Origin of the sequence: Vibrio sp. AH4 (assembly GCF_030710545.1) — a bacterium.
GTDB lineage: Bacteria > Pseudomonadota > Gammaproteobacteria > Enterobacterales > Vibrionaceae > Vibrio > Vibrio metoecus.
This window is the reverse complement of record NZ_JALAIV010000003.1, coordinates 723988-743103: the sequence shown is the minus strand read 5'-3', so window position 1 is coordinate 743103 and position 19116 is coordinate 723988. Positions and strand designations below refer to the sequence as shown.

13 protein-coding genes are annotated in these 19116 nt (G+C 45.8%); 7 read left to right on the top strand and 6 right to left on the bottom strand.

The features are described from left to right. The first annotated feature begins 58 nt into the window (after nt 1–58). Together MKA69_RS16360 and MKA69_RS16355 are read left to right on the top strand one after the other, a co-directional pair. A complete protein-coding gene (locus MKA69_RS16360; protein ID WP_055030491.1) occupies nt 59–1240 on the top strand; it encodes an amino acid aminotransferase in 1182 nt (393 codons plus the stop codon). Nucleotides 1241–1296: 56 nt separating this feature from the next. Next, nucleotides 1297–1974: an ATP-dependent zinc protease gene (locus MKA69_RS16355; RefSeq protein WP_134818265.1), complete on the top strand. Its 678-nt coding sequence runs from the start codon at nt 1297–1299 to the stop codon at nt 1972–1974. Nucleotides 1975–2030: 56 nt separating this feature from the next. Here the strand turns inward: MKA69_RS16355 and fruA are convergent, their stop codons facing one another. The 3 genes from fruA to fruB are packed head-to-tail and all read right to left on the bottom strand — an operon-like array spanning nt 2031 to nt 5888. Next, the gene (gene fruA / locus MKA69_RS16350) at nt 2031–3767 is read right to left on the bottom strand and encodes a PTS fructose transporter subunit IIBC (protein ID WP_055030504.1); all 1737 of its coding nucleotides are present in this window, start codon (nt 3765–3767) and stop codon (nt 2031–2033) included. 18 nt (nt 3768–3785) lie between these two features. Then, the gene (gene pfkB, locus MKA69_RS16345; protein WP_055030493.1) at nt 3786–4739 is read right to left on the bottom strand and encodes a 1-phosphofructokinase; all 954 of its coding nucleotides are present in this window, start codon (nt 4737–4739) and stop codon (nt 3786–3788) included. 9 nt (nt 4740–4748) lie between these two features. Continuing rightward, complete coding sequence (gene fruB, locus MKA69_RS16340; RefSeq protein WP_055030494.1) at nt 4749–5888, bottom strand: fused PTS fructose transporter subunit IIA/HPr protein; 1140 nt, start codon at nt 5886–5888, stop codon at nt 4749–4751. 355 nt (nt 5889–6243) lie between these two features. Between fruB and cra the strand changes: the two genes are divergently transcribed. From cra to cqsS, 4 genes are all read left to right on the top strand, one after another. Next, on the top strand, nt 6244–7224 hold the full coding sequence (gene cra, locus MKA69_RS16335; protein WP_000171132.1) for a catabolite repressor/activator: 981 nt from the start codon (nt 6244–6246) through the stop codon (nt 7222–7224). Between the two features lie 168 nt (nt 7225–7392). After that, nucleotides 7393–8532, top strand: a complete 1140-nt coding sequence (locus MKA69_RS16330; RefSeq protein ID WP_158118885.1) for an exonuclease SbcCD subunit D — start codon at nt 7393–7395, stop codon at nt 8530–8532. 1 nt (nt 8533) lies between these two features. After that, nucleotides 8534–11575, top strand: coding sequence for an SMC family ATPase (locus tag MKA69_RS16325; RefSeq protein WP_305848502.1), 3042 nt, complete (start codon nt 8534–8536; stop codon nt 11573–11575). A 111-nt stretch (nt 11576–11686) separates the two neighbouring features. Further along, nucleotides 11687–13735 carry a quorum-sensing CAI-1 autoinducer sensor kinase/phosphatase CqsS gene (gene cqsS, locus MKA69_RS16320; protein WP_081024589.1) on the top strand — a complete coding sequence of 683 codons (2049 nt, stop codon included), beginning with the start codon at nt 11687–11689 and terminating at the stop codon, nt 13733–13735. Nucleotides 13736–13782: 47 nt separating this feature from the next. Here the strand turns inward: cqsS and cqsA are convergent, their stop codons facing one another. The 3 genes from cqsA to clcA form a co-directional block, all read right to left on the bottom strand. Beyond that, entirely contained in the window at nt 13783–14952 is a 1170-nt protein-coding gene (cqsA, locus tag MKA69_RS16315; protein WP_055030498.1) for an alpha-hydroxyketone-type quorum-sensing autoinducer synthase, read from the bottom strand. A gap of 196 nt (nt 14953–15148) precedes the next feature. Continuing rightward, on the bottom strand, nt 15149–16111 hold the full coding sequence (locus MKA69_RS16310) for a TDT family transporter (protein ID WP_055028175.1): 963 nt from the start codon (nt 16109–16111) through the stop codon (nt 15149–15151). Nucleotides 16112–16214: 103 nt separating this feature from the next. Continuing rightward, the gene (clcA, locus tag MKA69_RS16305; protein ID WP_000107459.1) at nt 16215–17621 is read right to left on the bottom strand and encodes a H(+)/Cl(-) exchange transporter ClcA; all 1407 of its coding nucleotides are present in this window, start codon (nt 17619–17621) and stop codon (nt 16215–16217) included. A gap of 467 nt (nt 17622–18088) precedes the next feature. Between clcA and MKA69_RS16300 the strand changes: the two genes are divergently transcribed. Continuing rightward, nucleotides 18089–19078 carry a GTP-binding protein gene (locus MKA69_RS16300; protein ID WP_305848501.1) on the top strand — a complete coding sequence of 330 codons (990 nt, stop codon included), beginning with the start codon at nt 18089–18091 and terminating at the stop codon, nt 19076–19078. Nucleotides 19079–19116 lie beyond the last annotated feature (38 nt).

The window sequence follows — 19116 nt, the reverse complement described above, 5'->3', positions numbered from 1 at the left end:
TTATCTATCTGGTTTACTTTGTGGGTTGTTACCTGAATTTCAAAGGGTTGTGACTTTCATGTTTACTCATTTACCAGCACCAGTTTTAGATCCAATTCTTTCTCTCTCCGTTGCCTTTCGTAATGATCCTCGTCCACAAAAAGTGGATCTAGGAATAGGCGTTTATAAAAATAGTTTGGGCGAAACCCCAATCATGCGCGCGGTAGCATTGGCGCAAGAAAAGGTGGTCGCGACTCAGAAAACCAAATCGTACGTTGGTCTTGCTGGATGCGAAGAATTCAATCAGAGCATGCTGCAACTGGTACTTGGCTCAACGCTGGATACCGAACGCACGATTGCGATCCAAACGCCAGGAGCCAGTGGTGCACTGCGGATGTTAGGCGATTTAATGCGTGTGGCGCAGCCAGAAACGACCGTCTGGATCACGGATCCTAGCTATGTGAACCACAAACCTGTGATGGAAGCCGCTGGGCTAAAAGTACGATATTACCGTTACTTTAGCCGTGATACCAAAATGGTGGATACTCAACAGATGTTAGCGGATTTGGCACAAGCTGGTCCAAAAGATGTGGTTTTACTGCATGGTTGTTGTCATAACCCTACGGGGGCGGACATTGACTTTTCTGCATGGCAAGCAATCACAGATTTAGCCCAGAAAAATGGCTTTATTCCCTTTGTCGATATCGCTTATCAAGGTTTTGGTGATGGTTTAGAACAAGATGCACAAGGCCTACGTTATATGGCTGAACGCGTGGAAGAAATGTTAATTACGACCTCTTGTTCTAAGAATTTTGGGTTGTACCGAGAACGAACCGGTGCGGCCATTGTGATTGGTAAAAGCCTGCAAGATGTCACTAATGCACGGGGTAAAATGCTCACCTTGGCGCGCTCTACGTACACGATGCCACCAGATCACGGTGCCGCATTAGTGAAGACAGTGCTAAGAGATGAGCCGTTGACCGCGATTTGGAAGCAAGAGCTGAACGAAATGCAGCAACGTTTGTTAACTCTGCGCAAAGATTTGTGTAATGAGTTGAGAAATCAACACAATACGCGACAATTCGACTTCATTGAAAGCCACAGGGGGATGTTTACGGTGTTAGGCTTCTCCGCTGAGCAGATGGGGCGTTTACGTGAAGAGTTTGCCATTTACGGTGTGGCAGATGGCCGTATTAATATCGCCGGATTGACCGAGAAAGACATCCCGTATGTGGCGAATGCAATTATCCAGGTGTCATAAAGAAGATGGCAAAATCATACCCAATCAGGAAGGGTGGTATTTGATTAGGTGAAAGTATGAATCATCCACTGAAATTATTAGTGTCTTTAATGTTAAGTAGCGGGTTGGTGGCGTGTGCCACCACTCCTTTACCCGCAGAGCCCGAGAAAAATGCCACACCACCTGTAGCTCCGGTGGTTGAAGCTCCAAAAGTCATTGTTGATGAAAATGCACCGTTGGTAGAAACATTACCTCGTTTAGAACCAGCACATTCATTTGAATCGGAAGTCAAAGATGACTTCTCTATGGCGAAACACACCTCTGACGGCAAGATCGTGTTAGGGGATAAAGAGTGGGTTTACCTCCCTGGATTGAAAGAGAGTTTCAAAGCACGTATCGATACTGGTGCAACCACTTCATCGATCAGTGCGGTAGACATCGTCACTTTTGAACGCAGTGGGCAAGACTGGGTGAAGTTTCGGATTGAGCACGACAATGTGCGTAGTGAAGAAATCAGCTTACCAGTTGAACGCTGGGTGAGAATTCGTCAATCCAGTGCAGAGAAGCCGCAACGTCGAGCAGTGGTAATGGCATGGATCCAAATTGGTGATCTCAAAGAATATACCGAGTTTACTTTGACAGATCGTACCCATTTAACTTACCCACTTTTGCTGGGGCGCAGTTTCTTCAAAGATGTGGCGGTGGTGGATGTTTCTCGCCACTATATTCAAGAGAAGTTCTCACAAAATAAATAATGTAAACGTAAAGAAGCCAGTGTTTAACCACTGGCTTCTTTGATCTCATTGAGATTTTAAGCGGTCACGGGCTTAGCCTGTGCCGATTTTTTTACCATTGCATATCCGAAACCGGTGATCGCAGTACCGACCGCAATGGCCACTAAGTAGAGCAATACTGGGCTAATCGCATTTGGGATCAGTAGCACGAACAGACCACCGTGTGGAGCCATCAATTTCGCGCCAAACAGCATAGAAAGCGCACCCGTCACCGCACCACCCGCCATACAAGCTGGAATCACACGCATTGGGTCTTTCGCTGCAAACGGAATCGCACCTTCAGAAATAAAGCATAAACCTAATACAAAAGATGCTTTACCCGCTTCACGTTCACCTGCTTCAAACTTGTCTTTGGCAATGAATGTAGCAAGCCCCATACCTAGCGCAGGTACCATACCTGCTGCCATGATTGCTGCCATTGGCGCATACGTTTGTGATGCCAGCAGACCTACACCGAAAGTGTACGCGGCTTTGTTGACGGGGCCACCTAAGTCGAAACACATCATCGCACCAAGCACAATACCAAGTAGAACTGCGTTGGCTGAACCCATGTTGTTTAAGAACGTGGTCATCGCTGCCATGATGCTCGACATCGGTCCACCCACCACATAAATCATCACTAAGCCTGTGAATAAGCTAGCAATAAATGGGATGATCAGGATCGGTTTGAGCGCAGCCATGGATTGCGGGAGCTGCACTTTGTCTGCAATAAATTTGGCGCTATAACCGGCAAGGAAACCGGCTACTATGCCGCCAAGAAAGCCTGCACCGGTTGAACTTGCTAGCATACCGCCAATCAAGCCTGGGGCTAATCCGGGACGGTCAGCGATCGAGAATGCAATGTAACCCGCTAAAACAGGGATCATTAAGGCAAAGGCGGAGCCGCCACCAATTTGCATTAATGCCGCTGCCAATGTGCCTTCTTGTTTAAATGCTTCAATACCGAACACGAAAGAGAGCGCAATGATCAAGCCCCCTGCAACCACTACCGGCAGCATATGTGATACGCCAGTCATCAGGTGTTTGTACACACCTTTTTTCTCTGCAGATTGTTCGTTCGCATTGGCGCCGGTTGTGCTTGAGAACGTTTTGGCTTGAGCAAACGCGTTAGTTAACTCTTGAGCGGTCTTCTTCAATGCCAAGCCAGTGCTCGTTTTATAAAGAGGTTTGCCGTGGAAACGTTCTAGAGGCACATCAATATCCGCAGCGATGATCACAAGATCTGCATCGGCAATGTCTTGCGTCGTCAATTGGTTTTTAGCACCCACCGAACCGCGTGTTTCTACTTTGATCTGGTGTCCTTGTCGTACGGCTTCCGCTTCTAGTGCTTCTGCTGCCATAAAGGTGTGAGCAACACCGGTAGGGCAAGCCGTAATAGCGACAATTTTTTTCGCGGCAACAGGCGCTGTGGTGGGGGTATCACAGCGTGTTGCTTGGGCGGAACTCAGTTCGGTAGCTTGTGCTGCAGCTTGAGTTAGATAAGCCACAGGATCAGAGGTACAGGCCGAAATGGTGCTTTGATACACTTTTTTGCCCACAAAGCGTTGTGTATCGATTGAACTGTTTGTGGCTAGAACCACCAAATCCGCAGCGCGGATTTCGTCTGCAGTCAGGGAGTGCCCTGCGATCACTGTAGAGTGGCATTCAATCATTGCCTCCCAACCAAGGGTTTTAGAGGCTTGTTGCAGTAAACCTGCCGCAATTATGCTGTTAGCAACGCCACTTGGGCATGCGGTTACGATGGCTATTTTCATATTCATGACCTTCTGTCCTTAGGCACTCATCGTAGGATGGAGTGCGGATACTTGAATTTGTTGTTGTAGAGTATTGAGTTGTTCTTTATCGCTGATGCCTACACCCACTTGCGTCACCGCAAGAGCCGATAAGGCTGTGGCGAAACGGAGTAAATCATCCTTCTCCATATGTTGCATATGACCCCAGCATAGACCAGCAACCAGCGTATCGCCTGCACCAACAGTGCTCACTACTTGCATTTTGGGTGGTTTAGCATGCAGCCATTCATTTTCATTGAGCCACATCACACCATTAGCACCCATAGAGATGACGATGTTTTCAATCTCTTTTTGTGCTAGTTGAGATGCTGCTTGTTGGCATTCCTTTAACGTAGTCAGTTCTTTACCACACCATTGGGAAAGTTCTTCATCGTTAGGCTTGATAAGCCAAGGCTTCGCTTCAAGACCTGCCATGAGCGCCTCACGGCTACTATCAAAGAGCACTTTTTTATTCATACTGCGAAGTTGGCTAATCCAACCGGCACAGTGCTGCGGCGAAATGCCCTTAGGTAGGCTGCCTGCCAGTACGAAATAATCATGATCTTGTGCTAGGCGCAGTAATGTGGCTTCAAAAGCATCAATATCGGCTTGAGTGACAGTAATGCCCGGGAAATTGATATCGCTGACTGCACCATTGTGTTCAACCAATTTGACATTGATACGAGTCGCACCGTCGATGCGGATAAACTCATCATGAACACCGAGCTGATCAAACAACTGGCAAAACAGCTCTTGGTTATCACGGCCAAGAAAACCGGTGACGGTGACGTCTGCACCTAACTCGCTGAGAACTTTGGCGACATTGACGCCTTTACCCGCGGCATGCAGTGAACTGTGCTCAACAAGGCTGACAGATCCGACATTGAGCTGATCCATGCTACCGGTTAAATCCAAAGCAGGGTTCAGTGTGATGGTGACAACTTTATTCGTCATGATGCCTCCTTAACCTTCACCTAAGCCTGCATTGATCGCCGCGCCAATCGCTTGCAGTGCAGCCTCTGCATCTGGCCCTTCCGCCGTAAATTGCAGTTGATGATTGTGTTTCACCCCAAGCGCAATCACTTTCATTAGGCTTTTCGCGTTGACGACTTGTCCATCACCATCGAGGTTATAGACGCGAATGTTAGATTCAAATTTCTTCGCTTCCGCGACAAGCATCGCCCCGGGTCGAGCATGCAAACCATGGGTATTTTTAATCCGAAACGTTGCGTTGTGTCCGGTGGTGATGACCGGCTCGGCAACGGTTTCATTCTGTTCAGTAAACAGGCTAATCAACTGATTGACATCGGCTTGCAACAATGAGGCTTGTTTTTGTTGGAATACGAGTTCGGTAATTTTGGCCAGGAAAGGTTGATGTACATCGTTGCAAACGGAAAACGCAATTAAGGCTTTAACTGGTTGCTCATTATATTCACAATGGTTCGCAGTGGTCACAATCGACATACCTGTACGTTTGACTGCGCGATCACTGGCGAGTAACCAAAGACCATGACCCAAATGCGTTGGCGATTTCGTGACTAAATCAGCCACAAATTCACTTTCCGCGCAGCCGGTATTTCTTAATAATCCACCCGCTACCGCACTCATCTGTACCATATCGCTCGCTGGGAACTGCAATTGAATCAGTGAAGCATCAAAGTCTGGGTTGAGTTGGGCTTCACCTTTGATCACCGCGATGATTTGCTGGGCAGTTTTAGCTTGCTGTAACGCTTGCTCAACACTATCGGCAGATAGAACTTTGGTCAGTTGTTTGAGAATGCCTAAATGCTCATCTGACTTGGCGGCAATACCAATGGCAACGTATACGCGGTTACCGTCTCCCCAATCTAATCCATCAGGGAAGTGCATCGCAGTGACGCCAGTTTGCTTTACTAACTCGCGGGTATCGGTGGTTCCATGTGGAATGGCAATTCCGTTACCGAGATACGTAGAGTGTTGCGCTTCGCGATTGAGCATACCTTGCGCATAACCTTCAGCGACTAAACCTTTACTGGTTAGGGCATGAGCGAGTCCTTGAATCGCAGCTTGCTTATTCGCAAAGTGCTGCTGCAATTGAATATCTTGTGTAGTGAGTTCCAACATACTTAACCTCTTTTGGCCTTGTGGGCTGCCTATTAGGGCGGGATAACCTCGGTTGCATTTACCGGCTTATCAGGCTTAATTGCCTGTGGAGGTCATCCAATGTGTTTTGGTTTACCTAAAGCTGAATCGGTTCAGCTTTAGAGGCAAAAAAATTCAGCAAAGCCTCGAATAATCACGATCCTGCTGCTTTATCTCTCACTTTCTACACGAACTAAAAGTGCAGACTGTGAGTAAAGGGTACTTTTGCTGAATCCTTTCAGCTTTAATACTGAATCGATTCAGCGTATAATTCAACTCCAAGCAAGGATCAAAAATCGCGTTCTATGATCGGACGCACATAAAATGAGTAACCACTATGACACTGGATGAAATCGCAAAATTGGCGGGCGTTTCGAAAACCACGGCCAGTTATGTGATCAATGGCAAAGCGCAAAAGTATCGGATCAGTGAGAAAACCCAGCAAAAAGTGATGGCGGTGGTCGAGCAGTACAATTTCCGTCCCGATCATGCCGCCTCGGCGCTACGTGCCGGTAACAGTCGCTCTTTTGGTTTGATCATTCCTGATCTTGAAAACACCAGTTATGCGCGCTTGGCAAAACTGCTGGAACAAAACTCGCGACAGGCGGGGTATCAAATTTTGATCGCCTGTTCTGACGATGATCCTGAGATTGAAATGGCGGCAGCTGAGGCATTAGTCTCAAGGCGAATTGATGCTTTATTTGTGGCTAGTGGTATTCCTAACGCAAGTGAGTTTTATCTCAAGTTACAACAATCGGGTACACCGGTGATCGCGATTGACCGCGCACTGGATGATGAGTTTTTCTCTTGTGTGATCAGCGAAGATTTTGGTGCTGCTTTTGAATTAACCCGTTCATTATTAAGTCATGACGTTAAGAGTGTTGGCTTAGTTGGAGCCTTACCTGAACTGAGCGTTTCCCGTGAGCGGGAACAGGGTTTTACGATGGCGGCAAAAGAACGCAGCTTGTCCGTTATCCTCGGTTACGGCGAACACTTTAATCGTGAAGAAGGCCGTAAAGTCTTTGCACGCTGGGTGGAAAGCAACCAATTACCGGATGCGGTTGTGGCCACTTCATATACCTTGTTAGAAGGAATTTTGGATGTTCTGCTTGAACAACCAGAGCTGATGCAAAAAGTGCGCTTAGCCACTTTTGGTGATAATCGTCTACTCGACTTCTTACCGATGCGAGTCAATTCGCTGCCTCAACAGTTTGAATTGATCGCCGATAGTGCGCTGGCATTGGCGCTTAATGCTTCAGCCAAACGTTATCAAACGGGGATTGAGCTGATCCCGCGCCAATTAAAAGTGCGCACTTAAATCAGTGTTATTGCGCCGTGGTGGAGTGTGGTGCAAAGCTTTCCACCAAAGCGTGGTGATATAGCATAAAAAAGGCTGATTTATCGCAACTTATCGCGGTACAACATCGAAATTGCGCAAAATAAAGGTATGATATGCGCCAGTTTTCGTTTTCCCCTCAGGCAAGGCATGAAGTTTCTGCATACCTCAGATTGGCATCTTGGTCGCCAATTTCATCAAGTCACATTATTGGATGATCAACGAGCGGTACTCGACCAATTGATCACCTATTTACGCAATAACCCTGTGGATGCCGTGATTGTGGCGGGGGATATTTATGATCGCTCCGTCCCTCCTACGGCGGCCATTGACTTGCTTGATGATGTTGTACGCGTGATTTGTGGGGAATTGAATACGCCCTTATTGATGATCCCAGGTAACCATGATGGTGCAAAACGTTTAGGCTTTGCAGCTAGCCAAATGAAAAAATCGGGTTTGCACATTTTTGCTGATTTTGAGCAGATGATGCAGCCTTTGGTGCTGCACTCGGAGCAAGCGGGTGACGTGGCTTTCTGGGGAATGCCTTACCATGATCCAGAATCAGTACGTCACTATTTTCACAATGACATCAATAGCCATGACGCCGCGCATCAGTTTTTGTGTGAAAACATTCTCGCGCAAACGCAACCTTCCCAACGTAATGTATTGATCAGCCACTGCTTTGTTGATGGTGCAATGGAATCTGAGTCTGAACGGCCTTTATCGATTGGTGGCTCAGACCGTGTTGATCATCGCCATTTCTTGCCTTTTGACTATGTCGCGCTTGGGCATTTACATCAGCCACAAATGAAGGGGGCTGAGCACATTCGTTATTCAGGCTCACTCATGAAATACAGTTTTGGTGAGCAGCACCAAAGCAAAGGTGCAACGTTGGTCGAATTAGATCAGCAAGGTTTTGTGCGTGCCACCTCCGTGCCGCTGCAAGCGCCTCATCAAATGCGCATTATTGAAGGTGAACTCGAAGCGATTATAGCCAGTGGCGCGACGGATCCTCAACCAGAGGATTACTTATTGGTTCGTCTGCTGGATAAGCATGCGATTTTAGATCCGATGGAGAAACTGCGTCAGGTCTACCCGAATGTATTGCATATCGAAAAGCCGGGCATGTTGGTTGGCATTGACCAAGAAATGGGGAAAGCACGTTTGGCTCGGGGGGAATTGGATATGTTTCGTGATTTCTTTTTAGAAGCGAAGCGTGAACCGTTAACCGAGCAGCAAGAAAAAGTGGTGCTTGAGGTGATCCAACGTCTAAAAACGGAGGGAATGTAATATGCGCCCGTTAAAATTGACTCTACAAGCCTTTGGTCCTTTTGCTAGTAGAGAGGTAATTGATTTTACTGAACTTGGCGACGCACCTCTGTTTTTAATTAATGGAGCAACTGGAGCGGGCAAAAGCTCGATTTTGGATGCCATTTGCTATGCGTTATACGGAGAGACAACGGGCAGTGAGCGTACTGGCGATCAGATGCGCTGTGATTTTGCTGATCCTGAGTGTTTAACGGAAGTTGTTTTTGAATTTGAACTGGGCGGTCGGGAGTACCAAATCACCCGTCAACCCGATCAAGAAATCCCGAAAAAACGTGGCGAAGGCATGACCAAAAAAGCCCATTCGGCGATGCTGGTGGCATTGAAAAAGGGCGAAGATGAACTGCTTGCGAATAAACCAAGCCCCGTCGCGAAAGCGGTGGTTGAACTCATTGGCTTGGATGTGAAACAGTTTCGGCAAGTGATGGTACTGCCACAGGGCAAGTTTCGTGAGTTGTTGACGGCCAACTCGAAAGAGCGTGAGCAGATTTTTGGTCAACTGTTTCAAACTCAGCTCTACAGTCAAATTGAACGGGCATTGTTTGAACGCGCTTCTGGGATCCGCAAAGAAAAAGAAGAATTTGATCAGCAAATCAAAGGGACTTTGAATGTGGTGGGTTTAGCCAATGAGGAGGAGTTGCAGGCGGAGTTAGCTCACGTCACCCCTCTAGTTGGTCAAGCACAACAAGAGCTAAAGAATAAACAGCTTGGGTTGGATCAAGCGAAAGCCCAGTATCAAACGGCTTTGGAAATTGATCAGCAATTTGCTCGCCAACAACAACTGGTGGTTGAGCTTACTCAACATCAACAGCAGGTGACACAGATTGATACTCTGCGTCAGCAGCGGCAACAAGCCCAAAAAGCGGCGAATTTAGCTCCAGCGCATCAACAGTGGCATCAAACACAGCATGCTTTTATTCAAGCGGGACAACGGGTTGAACAGCAAAAGTGGCAACTTGAACGCATCGAGATCCTGCAGCGTCAAGCTCAGGAAGCTAGCCAGCAAGCGACGTTAGCCTGTGAAATCTTACCCAAACTGAATGAACAATGTATTCAGTGGCAACAGGCTGAGCAAAAGCTGCTCACGCAGGAGGCGGTACTGCAACGGGCGGCGAAATCGGAACGTGAACTGCAACTGACAACGCAAAATGTATTGAACTTGCAGCATGCGACCGAACGGCTTAGTCAAGAGATAAAAGCTAAGCGTGGACAATGGGAGCAACAACAACGCCAACTCACACATTTAGAGACCCAAAAGGCGCAGCTGAACCACCTTATGTTGCACATTCAGGGACGAGAACGTGAACAACGCTTGTTAGCAGAATTAAACAGTGTTCAGCAAGAGCAGCAACATCTCGATCAAGCGCATCAGCAAGCCCAACGCTATGTTGAGCAAGTTAAACGTACCGCAGATGAATTGGAGTTAGCGTGGCATACCCAACGTGCGGCGGAATTAGCCCAAGCATTGCAGCCGGACCATCCTTGCCCTGTTTGTGGCAGTATTGAACATCCACATAAAGCGCAGTTTTATGGTGACGTTGTCACTAAGTCTCAAGTTGAACAGGCTCGACAACAGCAACAACAGGCTATCGAACGCTTACAAACTGCACTGAATGTATGCCAACAACAGCGCTTCAAAGCACAGCAATTAGAGCAGACGATTGCCACTTTAGCGGCTGAGTTGAAGGAGCAAAATGCGGCAGATTTTGCAACATTGCAACAACAGCAACAAGTATTACGCCATGAAATTGAGGCTTTACAGCAGCTCCACCCCGAACAATTGCAACGCGAAATTGAAGAGACTGAACAGCGCTTAATTGAAACAACTGCGGCATTAGAAAAGCAAAATCAAATGAAGCAGCATGTCTGGCAGACTTTAGCGCAAGCCCAAGCGGAACTGGCGACGTTACGCCAAGATATTCCGGAAGCCATGTCGGATCTCAATACTTTGCGTAACGCAATAGAACAAGTGCAGTTGCAAATGGCAGGCTTACAAAGAAGTGAGCAGGTGGCTCGTGAGCAATGGGTGCAAACGCAAAAACAATGGGCAAGTGCTCAAGCCGCCTATCAAGCTGCGCAGGAGCAATATGCCCAATGTGATCAGCAAGCTCAACGGGCCATACACGATTGGCAGCAAGGTCTGCTCAAATATGGATTTTCCGATGAGCCACATTATTTATCTGCGCGATTGAATGATGACACGCTAACCCATATTGAAAAGCAAATTACTCAGTATGAAGAACGCTGTGCAATGCTCAATGGTGAGCTGCAAGCGTTATCTCGTCAATTAAACGATAAAGAGCCTCCGCTGCTTGAACCTCTCTTGCTTGGGGTGCGTGAGCATGAAGAATATGTAGCGCAAGCCTTGCAACAAATGACGCAACACCAATCGCGTTTAGATGGTTTACAACGAGTCGCGAAACAGCTTGATGAGCTATACCAGAAAAACCGTCTGCTAGAAGATGAATATCAGGTAGTGGGGACGCTCAGTGATATTGCCAACGGTAAAACGGGCGCTAAAGTGAGCTTGCACCGTTTTGTGTTAGGGGTGTTGCTGGATGACGTTTTACTGCAAGCCTCGCAACGGCTACTCAAAATGAGCCGAGGCCGCTATTTGCTCAAGCGCAAAGAAGAAAGAGCCAAAGGTAATGTAGGGTCTGGTTTAGATCTGATGGTTGAAGACAGCTATAGCGGTAAATGGCGTGATGTGGCGACCTTGTCGGGCGGTGAGTCATTCATGGCGGCACTCGCATTAGCACTTGGGTTGTCCGATGTTGTGCAGTCATACAGTGGAGGCATCCGTCTTGATACGCTATTTATTGATGAAGGCTTTGGCAGTTTGGATCCTGAATCTTTGGATCTGGCCGTTCAAACATTAATCGATCTACAGCAAGGTGGCCGTACGATCGGCATTATTTCCCATGTCAGTGAATTAAAAGAGCAGATCGGATTACGGTTGGATGTATTGGCTACGCGTGTAGGCAGTACACTACGGATAGTGACATAAGATAAGAAAACTAAGGGCTATGATGATTATCACTGACCTCGCACGAGAAAATAGGTAAATTAGGTGCATATTAATGAATAGCGAGAAAACGCAACGGTAGCGACGGTGAGCATGGATGTGATAAAGAAAGTTTACCAGTACGCAGAACCCAATCTTTCTTTAGTGGGATGGATGGGGATGCTTGGCTTTCCAGCCTACTATTTCATTTGGGAATACTGGTTTCCACAAGTCTATGAGAACTTAGGTTTGCGCTGTGCTGCTGCAGTCTTGTTCGCAGGGTTGGCATTTCGTGGCTCATTCCCCAAAAAATGGCAGCGCTACATGCCGCACTATTTTTTGTTGACCATAGGCTTCTGTTTGCCTTTTTTCTTTTGTTTCATGATGTTAATGAACGATTGGTCAACGATTTGGGCTATGTCGTTCATGGCATCGATATTTCTGCACATCTTACTTGTGCATGATACAAAAGTGATGGCACTACAAGCTATCTTCTCTGTGTTGATGGCTTACCTTGCAGTGTATGGTTTTACGGATTTTCGTCCCTCAACCTTGATTGAGTGGCCGTATATTCCCGTTTTTTTGTTTACTTATGTTTTTGGCAATCTGTGTTTCTTTCGTAATCAGATTTCTCATGAAACCAAAGTCTCCATTGCTAAAACCTTTGGGGCTGGGATTGCGCATGAAATGCGTAATCCACTCAGTGCACTCAAAACGTCTATCGATGTTATTCGGACCATGATCCCAAAACCACAAGCGGCGGCTCAAGCTGCATACCCGCTGGATGCGCAAGAGCTGGATCTATTACATCAGATTTTGAATGAAGCCGATGATGTTATCTATTCTGGAAATAACACCATTGATTTATTGCTGACGTCGATCGATGAAAACCGTGTTTCTACCGCGAGTTTTAAAAAATACTCTGCAGCCGATGTTATCGAAAAAGCTCTGAAAACGTTCCCGTATAAAAATGTGGCGGATCAGCACGCTGTTCAGCTTGAAGTTATCCAACCGTTTGATTTTTTTGGCAGTGATACGTTATTGAGTTATGCATTGTTTAACTTATTGAAAAATGCCTTTTATTACCAAAAAGAACAATTCTTTGTGCGGATTCAGATTGAACAAAGTGACGAGTGTAACCTGATTAAAGTTCGTGATAACGGTGTCGGGATCGCATCTGAAATGCTGGAAGATATTTTCCGTGATTTTTACACTTTCGGTAAAAATGGCAGCTATGGGCTTGGCTTACCATTTTGTCGAAAAGTGATGACGGCTTTTGGTGGCAGTATTCGTTGTTTTTCACAGCAAGGTGAATGGACGGAGTTTGTACTGGCGTTCCCTCGTTACGATTCTGATGTGGTACAAGACATTAAAGCGGATTTATTAAAGTCTAAATCTTTGATTTATATTGGGTCAAACCAAGCGATTGTTCGAGAGCTGAATCAATTAGCGCTAGAAGATGAGTTTAAATTCACGGCTATTTCTGCTGTACAGGCAGTGAGACGACAAGATTACGAATTTGAGTTTGATCTGATTTTGCTGGATTTGGATGAGGCGACAGCGCAAGGCGAATTACTTCCTAAGCTGGAAGGCACATTAAGTTTTACAGAAGGCTGCATTGGCTATGTGTATGATCCGGCCAAAGAGTATGCCGTTAATATCAATCGATACTTACATATTCAACCGATAAGTATCCATGCGGTGCTTCGTAAACCTAGAAGTATCATAGATCGTTTATTGTTTGAACAAGATTCACTGTTGATGAATCGTAACGCGATTCCGGTGCAGAAGAGTCGTCATGAGCGGCGAATTCTGGTGGTGGATGACAATCAATCCATCCGCACATTTACGTCTATCCTACTTGAACAGCAAGGATACGAAGTAATACAAGCGAATGATGGCAGCGAAGTCCTCACTCATATGGATGAACACACGATTGATCTGGTATTGATGGATATTGAAATGCCGAATGTGGGTGGATTAGAGGCCACTCACTTAATTCGCAGCTCTGATCGCGCTTATAAAAACATCCCAATTATAGGTTATACCGGTGATAACAGCCCGAAAACATTAGCGTTGATACAGACGTCGGGGATGAATGATTTTATTGTTAAACCCGCCGATCGTGATGTATTACTCAATAAAGTTGCAGCGTGGGTATAAAAGTGGGAGCTAAGCTCCCACTATAAAATGAAATGAATTTTTACTTACTATCGAAAATAAAAATCACCACATTTCACTGCGTCAGAGCAAATTTCAATTATTTTTGAAATCTCTTCTTCAGTTACATCACTATTGAGAGATAAGCGAATAATATTCTTGTTTTTTGAGGTCGCAGGACGACAAAATACAGAACCAAACACGCCGTTATTTTCTAAAAAGTCACGAACTTTTTCCGTATTTCTCTCATCACCGGTTTCTAAGCCAATAATCTGGCTTTCACTGCGGATCGTTATCCCTAATTGGGTTAAACCAATCCGTAATTTTTTTGCCATACGTTCTAAGTGATCCCGTCTAATATCGGCACATTCAATAATCTCTAATGTGGTTTCTAATCCAGCTGCTTCATAGGGTAGTAACGTTGAACTGAATATAGCGGGATAACTAATAAAAGGAACACATCGATTAACCTCATTATTGCACCAGATGGCTCCAGCCCGATAAGCAAAAGTTTTCGCCAAACTGGCTGTCATAAAATGAACCTGTGAGGTGAGGTTCAATTCAGCCAATAATCCTGCACCTTTAGGTCCATGTGTGCCTAGCGAGTGGGACTCATCCACCACTAAAGCGCAGCCAAACTCTTGGCTAATTTTTACCAACTCAGCTAATGGAGCAATGGTTCCAATGGTGCTGTAAATCGAGTCAACCACGATGATTCCTGGCCCATGACGTTGAATCAGCATGCGCAAGTGGTCACAGTTGTTATGCATAAAAGGGTGCGCCTGAGCATTGGCGTAGCGTATTCCTTCCCATAATGACATGTGAGCAAAGAAATCGATGTAAACATTCGTATTGGGTTGGCAGATGGTTTGCAGTAAACCCACATTCGCGTTCCAACCTGATTGAGATAATAAACACTCATCAAACCCCGTGAACTGGGCTAAGCGTTTTTCAAGCAACGGTTTGTCATAATCATTTTGTAAAAATGATGCTGACATAAATAAACTTTGTTGCTCTTCCAGTAATGATTTAGCTAAGCGAGCTTTAATCAATGGATGATTTGCTAACGCTAAATAGTCATTACTTTGCAAAATAATGTCATCACTGCTGGCATGTTTACCTAATACGAGGTGTTTACCGTTTTTGTTTATATCAAAATAATTTTCAATATAGTGACTTATCTTATCCTGAATAAAATCAGGAAGTTGTGGTCTATTCATCGCAATATGTCCTAGTTCTTAATAATTTAACGCCAGCTGACGAGTGATATATTGCGTGATTAAAAAAGTCTGTCATCTAGGAAAAATCAAAATTATTAGCGACCTAGAATAATTGATAATTCTCGATGGTGACTGGAGGGAAAATCATTAGGGGTAGGGGCTCTACCCCGAAGAATATTCTGATATTAAAAATAATTTAAGTTCTATCTGAGTTATTTTTAAATAGCTCTGGCCAATACATTTTGATGTATCCCCAAGAGACCCAAGCAACCAAAATAGTCGCAATCATGATCTCTAAAAATCCAAAATAATGTAACCAATACCATTGGGGATGATCGGTGGCGAAAAACTCCGTTAAACGCTGCATGGCAACCGCACTGATCACCGATGGAAAAGTGACTGCGGCGATGGAAGGCTGAAATTGCAGGCGCAGTAAACGTAGATAACAGAGGTAGATAAGTAAAGTCATGGTAATGGCAATACCCGCTAAAGCCCCGGTTAGAATCGGGTCAGGCTGTGCAAAATTAACTAGATAAGTGGCTAAGGTCAGGTTAATAGGCGCCGCCATAATGGCCAGTGTCGGGCGTGCTCTTTTGGGTAAGGTTCCGGCAAAGACCAAGCGGTATAAGACAACCGGCAGCATGACGAAATAGATAGCGATACAGACGTTAACCATGGTTTCCGAAAATAGGGTGTGTCCAAATTGGGTGCCTGCAAGTGAACTGCTGATGACGCCGACCGGATACAAAAACCAGCTAGGCACAATGTTGGCGAGCTTGAATTGACGCAACTGAAAATAGAAGAACAGCGTCATCATGGTTAAATGCAGTAATAAGGCTGCCGCCCAGATCGGATAGGCAATGAAAGGAGATAGAATCGCGAGATAGTCGCATAGGATGAGTAAAGCCATACTCATCGGAGCCATTAAACTCCCTGATACGGGGTGCCTAAGATCATTGATGAAAGTACGCCAATGAAGATATTTGAGCAGTACAGGGAGCAGTAGCAAGGCTCCACTGAACGCTAAGTAGGGGCGAATCACCATGCCAACGGCGGGATAATAGAGCACCCAAGCATGGCCGAGTCCAATCATACCTAACGCTAATGCGGCTTGTGAAGGGGGCACGTTTTGTACTTGAGTAAACCTATACCAGTTCAATGATAACTCCTTGGCTGAACATCCTAATCAGTAGTAATAAAAAACCGCTCGATTTCGCGAGCGGCTATTATCTGGTTTCATTATCCGTTAGGCAAACTGACTTTTATGAAGTGGTATTTTGCTGAGGGAGATCTTGTTGCTGCAATTTTTGGTTTTTCAAGGTGCGATGTAGGAGTTGGCTGTAAATCGGTTGTCCGCCTAGCATCTGTGCGAAAATTACCGCTCCTAAGCTAGTAATGATCAGCGGAAGAATGAGGTGGTAATTATTGGTCATTTCAATAACCAATAAAATGCCCGTAATCGGTGCTCGTACTGTGGCTGCGAAAAGAGCCCCCATACCTGCGATAGCAAACATACCAGGCTCGATGTTGAGATCTGGAAACCATGCTTGAGCAATTAAGCCAAAGGCATAACCAAAGAGAGTGCCTAGAGCTAGCATGGGAGCAAAGATACCGCCTGGCGCTCCCGAACCAAAACAGAGCAGGGTGGTAAAAATTCGTCCGGCAAACAGCAGTAACAAAATACCTGCCCCATAACCGCCATTGGTTATCGTTGGGATTAAGCTGATCCCGCCTCCTGTCAATTCAGGTAGATAGAGCAATAAGAGTCCAAAACAACCACCAATCATTGAGCCGGTTAGCAAATAGCGTTTACGGTCATTGCGATGAAATTTGACGAACAAGTCTTGAGCCAAGGTGATCAGATAGTTAAACAAGACACCGAAAACGCCAAACAGAGCACCAAGTAGCAAGAAAAGGCCAAGGGTGGATAGTCCGGGAGCGTCGTATTGTGGCATGCTGATCACGGCCGCTTGGCCATTAACGAGGCGAAATACGATATTCGCGGCCACGGCGGAGATGATCACAGCACGCACGGAGATCAGGGTATAGCGAAACTGCGGTCTCATCTCTTCGATCACAAACATAATACCGGCAAGAGGCGCGTTAAATGCGGCAGCAAGACCACCTGCCGCACCCGCAGCCAGTAATGAGTGGCGCGTATCTTCGTTTTTGACTCGGAAAATATCGGAGATCATTCGCCCAACGGCGCCGCCCATTTGTACGGTTGGACCTTCGCGGCCAAGCACCATGCCTGAGCCCAACGCGCCCATGCCGCCAAAAAATTTCACGGGCAATACTCGCCACCAACGAACAGGACGCATGCCATCCATCGCCCCTTCAATTTCTGGAATACCGGAACCTGCGGCTTCAGGGGCAAACCGATGAACTAAGAAGTAACCAATAAAAGCCAGAAATGCACTAATTAAAAATGCCGCTAGCCATAGTGGTAAAAAGCTGCCGATTTCACTTTTTAACCAGTCAGTTCGAGTCTCTGACACTAAATGGACGGCATGTTCAAAGTAGGTACCGACTAAGCCGGCCAAAATGCCCACGAGTAAAGAGAGAAAGAGCACTGAAAGGGGTGTTTTATCTTTAGAGAGAAATTGATTGATGGCATCTTTGGGCACTTTTGCCATCAAACTGATCTTAAACGTCTCTCTGGTTGACATGCTAATAACACCTACGAATATGTTTGAAAGGAAGGAACGCGGGAATTATACGCCGCATGAGGTTCAACTATAGCGATAAAGTTGAAATATTGATTTCCATATATGGTTGATTTAATAGATTATTCTAAAAAAATTGAGATCTATGCCAAATATTGAATAAGTTGCCTTGTAAATCCAGCATTATGTACCATAGTTAAAGCGTAAGGTTAGTGAGAACATTTCTGATGGAGGATATGGAACCTTACAGACAATTTGGATGGAATCAAAAAGTTCATATCAGTACCTCGGTAAAGAGACGCTTGCAAACATAGTCAAGCGAATTCGCAAAAACTCACGATTGAGTCTACGAGGAAAAAAGGCGCGCTTTACAGTGCGCCTTTTGCATTTCTGCATTTACGCTATTCATCCAATTTGGAACTGTTTCTTTAAAAGCTTTTGGATATACTTCGGCCAAAAGGAGAATCAGCATGATCAATCGAGTTCCGACCAATATTATTACGGGTTTTCTGGGCGTTGGAAAAACCACCGCGATTTTGCACCTGCTAACCACGAAACCTGCGCATGAAAAATGGGCTGTGCTCGTTAATGAGTTCGGTGAGATTGGCATTGATGGTGCCATCATGAGCGAGCAGGGTGCGGTGATCAAAGAAGTACCGGGGGGATGTCTGTGCTGCACGGCTGGGGTTCCAATGTCCGTTGGCATTAACGCCTTGTTGCGTCAAAAGCCCGATCGTTTAATCATCGAACCCACAGGATTAGGGCATCCTAAGCAAGTGGTCGCCACATTAATTTCTGAGCAGTATCAGCCTTATGTGGACTTAAAAGCCACGATTGCGTTGATGGATCCTCGCCACTTGAGCATAGATAAATACTGCAGTAACCAAAATTTCAACGACCAACTGGCGAGCGCGGATATTGTTTTGGGGAACAAAGTCGATCAGTGCAGCAGTAGTGACATTGATGCTTTTAATGATTGGGTTACGGACCAAACGCCGGCCAAAACCTTTAGTCAGCTCATCAAGCAAGGGCAATTCCCTATAGAGTTACTGGATATGCCGCGTTTAGTTGGTCATGCATCCACTCATATTGACTCCCATCATCACCACCATGCTGCCGATGAGCCGCAATTTCAGCTTGCACCTCAACAGCCATTTTTGCGCAAAGAAAATCGCGGCCAAGGCTATTTTAGTTGTGGCTGGCTGTTTGGTGCGGAGTATCAGTTTAACTTCGATCTGTTGTTTCAACTGCTGAATGATTTAACCGCCGAGCGAGTGAAAGGGGTGCTGAATACCGATCGTGGTTGCTACGCTTTCAACGTGGCGAATGGCGTGGTTTCTGTGACTGAAATGAGCTTAGACGGTTTTGAATCGCGCTTAGAAGTGATTGATTCACAACTGATGCCTTGGAGCGAGTTAGAAAGCATACTGCTCAAGATTGTAGGCATTCCACAGGCGTAAATCACAGGCCTTTCTTTGCGAAAAATTTACGAAAAAGA

What these genes read in the sequence shown, in the direction of transcription:
- MKA69_RS16360 (WP_055030491.1), top strand. Translation starts at nt 59, where the DNA reads ATGTTTACTCATTTACCAGCACCAGTTTTAGATCCAATTCTTTCTCTC.
- MKA69_RS16355 (WP_134818265.1), top strand. Translation starts at nt 1,297, where the DNA reads ATGAATCATCCACTGAAATTATTAGTGTCTTTAATGTTAAGTAGCGGG.
- fruA (WP_055030504.1), bottom strand. Translation starts at nt 3,767, where the DNA reads ATGAAAATAGCCATCGTAACCGCATGCCCAAGTGGCGTTGCTAACAGC.
- pfkB (WP_055030493.1), bottom strand. Translation starts at nt 4,739, where the DNA reads ATGACGAATAAAGTTGTCACCATCACACTGAACCCTGCTTTGGATTTA.
- fruB (WP_055030494.1), bottom strand. Translation starts at nt 5,888, where the DNA reads ATGTTGGAACTCACTACACAAGATATTCAATTGCAGCAGCACTTTGCG.
- cra (WP_000171132.1), top strand. Translation starts at nt 6,244, where the DNA reads ATGACACTGGATGAAATCGCAAAATTGGCGGGCGTTTCGAAAACCACG.
- MKA69_RS16330 (WP_158118885.1), top strand. Translation starts at nt 7,393, where the DNA reads ATGAAGTTTCTGCATACCTCAGATTGGCATCTTGGTCGCCAATTTCAT.
- MKA69_RS16325 (WP_305848502.1), top strand. Translation starts at nt 8,534, where the DNA reads ATGCGCCCGTTAAAATTGACTCTACAAGCCTTTGGTCCTTTTGCTAGT.
- cqsS (WP_081024589.1), top strand. Translation starts at nt 11,687, where the DNA reads ATGGATGTGATAAAGAAAGTTTACCAGTACGCAGAACCCAATCTTTCT.
- cqsA (WP_055030498.1), bottom strand. Translation starts at nt 14,952, where the DNA reads ATGAATAGACCACAACTTCCTGATTTTATTCAGGATAAGATAAGTCAC.
- clcA (WP_000107459.1), bottom strand. Translation starts at nt 17,621, where the DNA reads ATGTCAACCAGAGAGACGTTTAAGATCAGTTTGATGGCAAAAGTGCCC.
- MKA69_RS16300 (WP_305848501.1), top strand. Translation starts at nt 18,089, where the DNA reads ATGATCAATCGAGTTCCGACCAATATTATTACGGGTTTTCTGGGCGTT.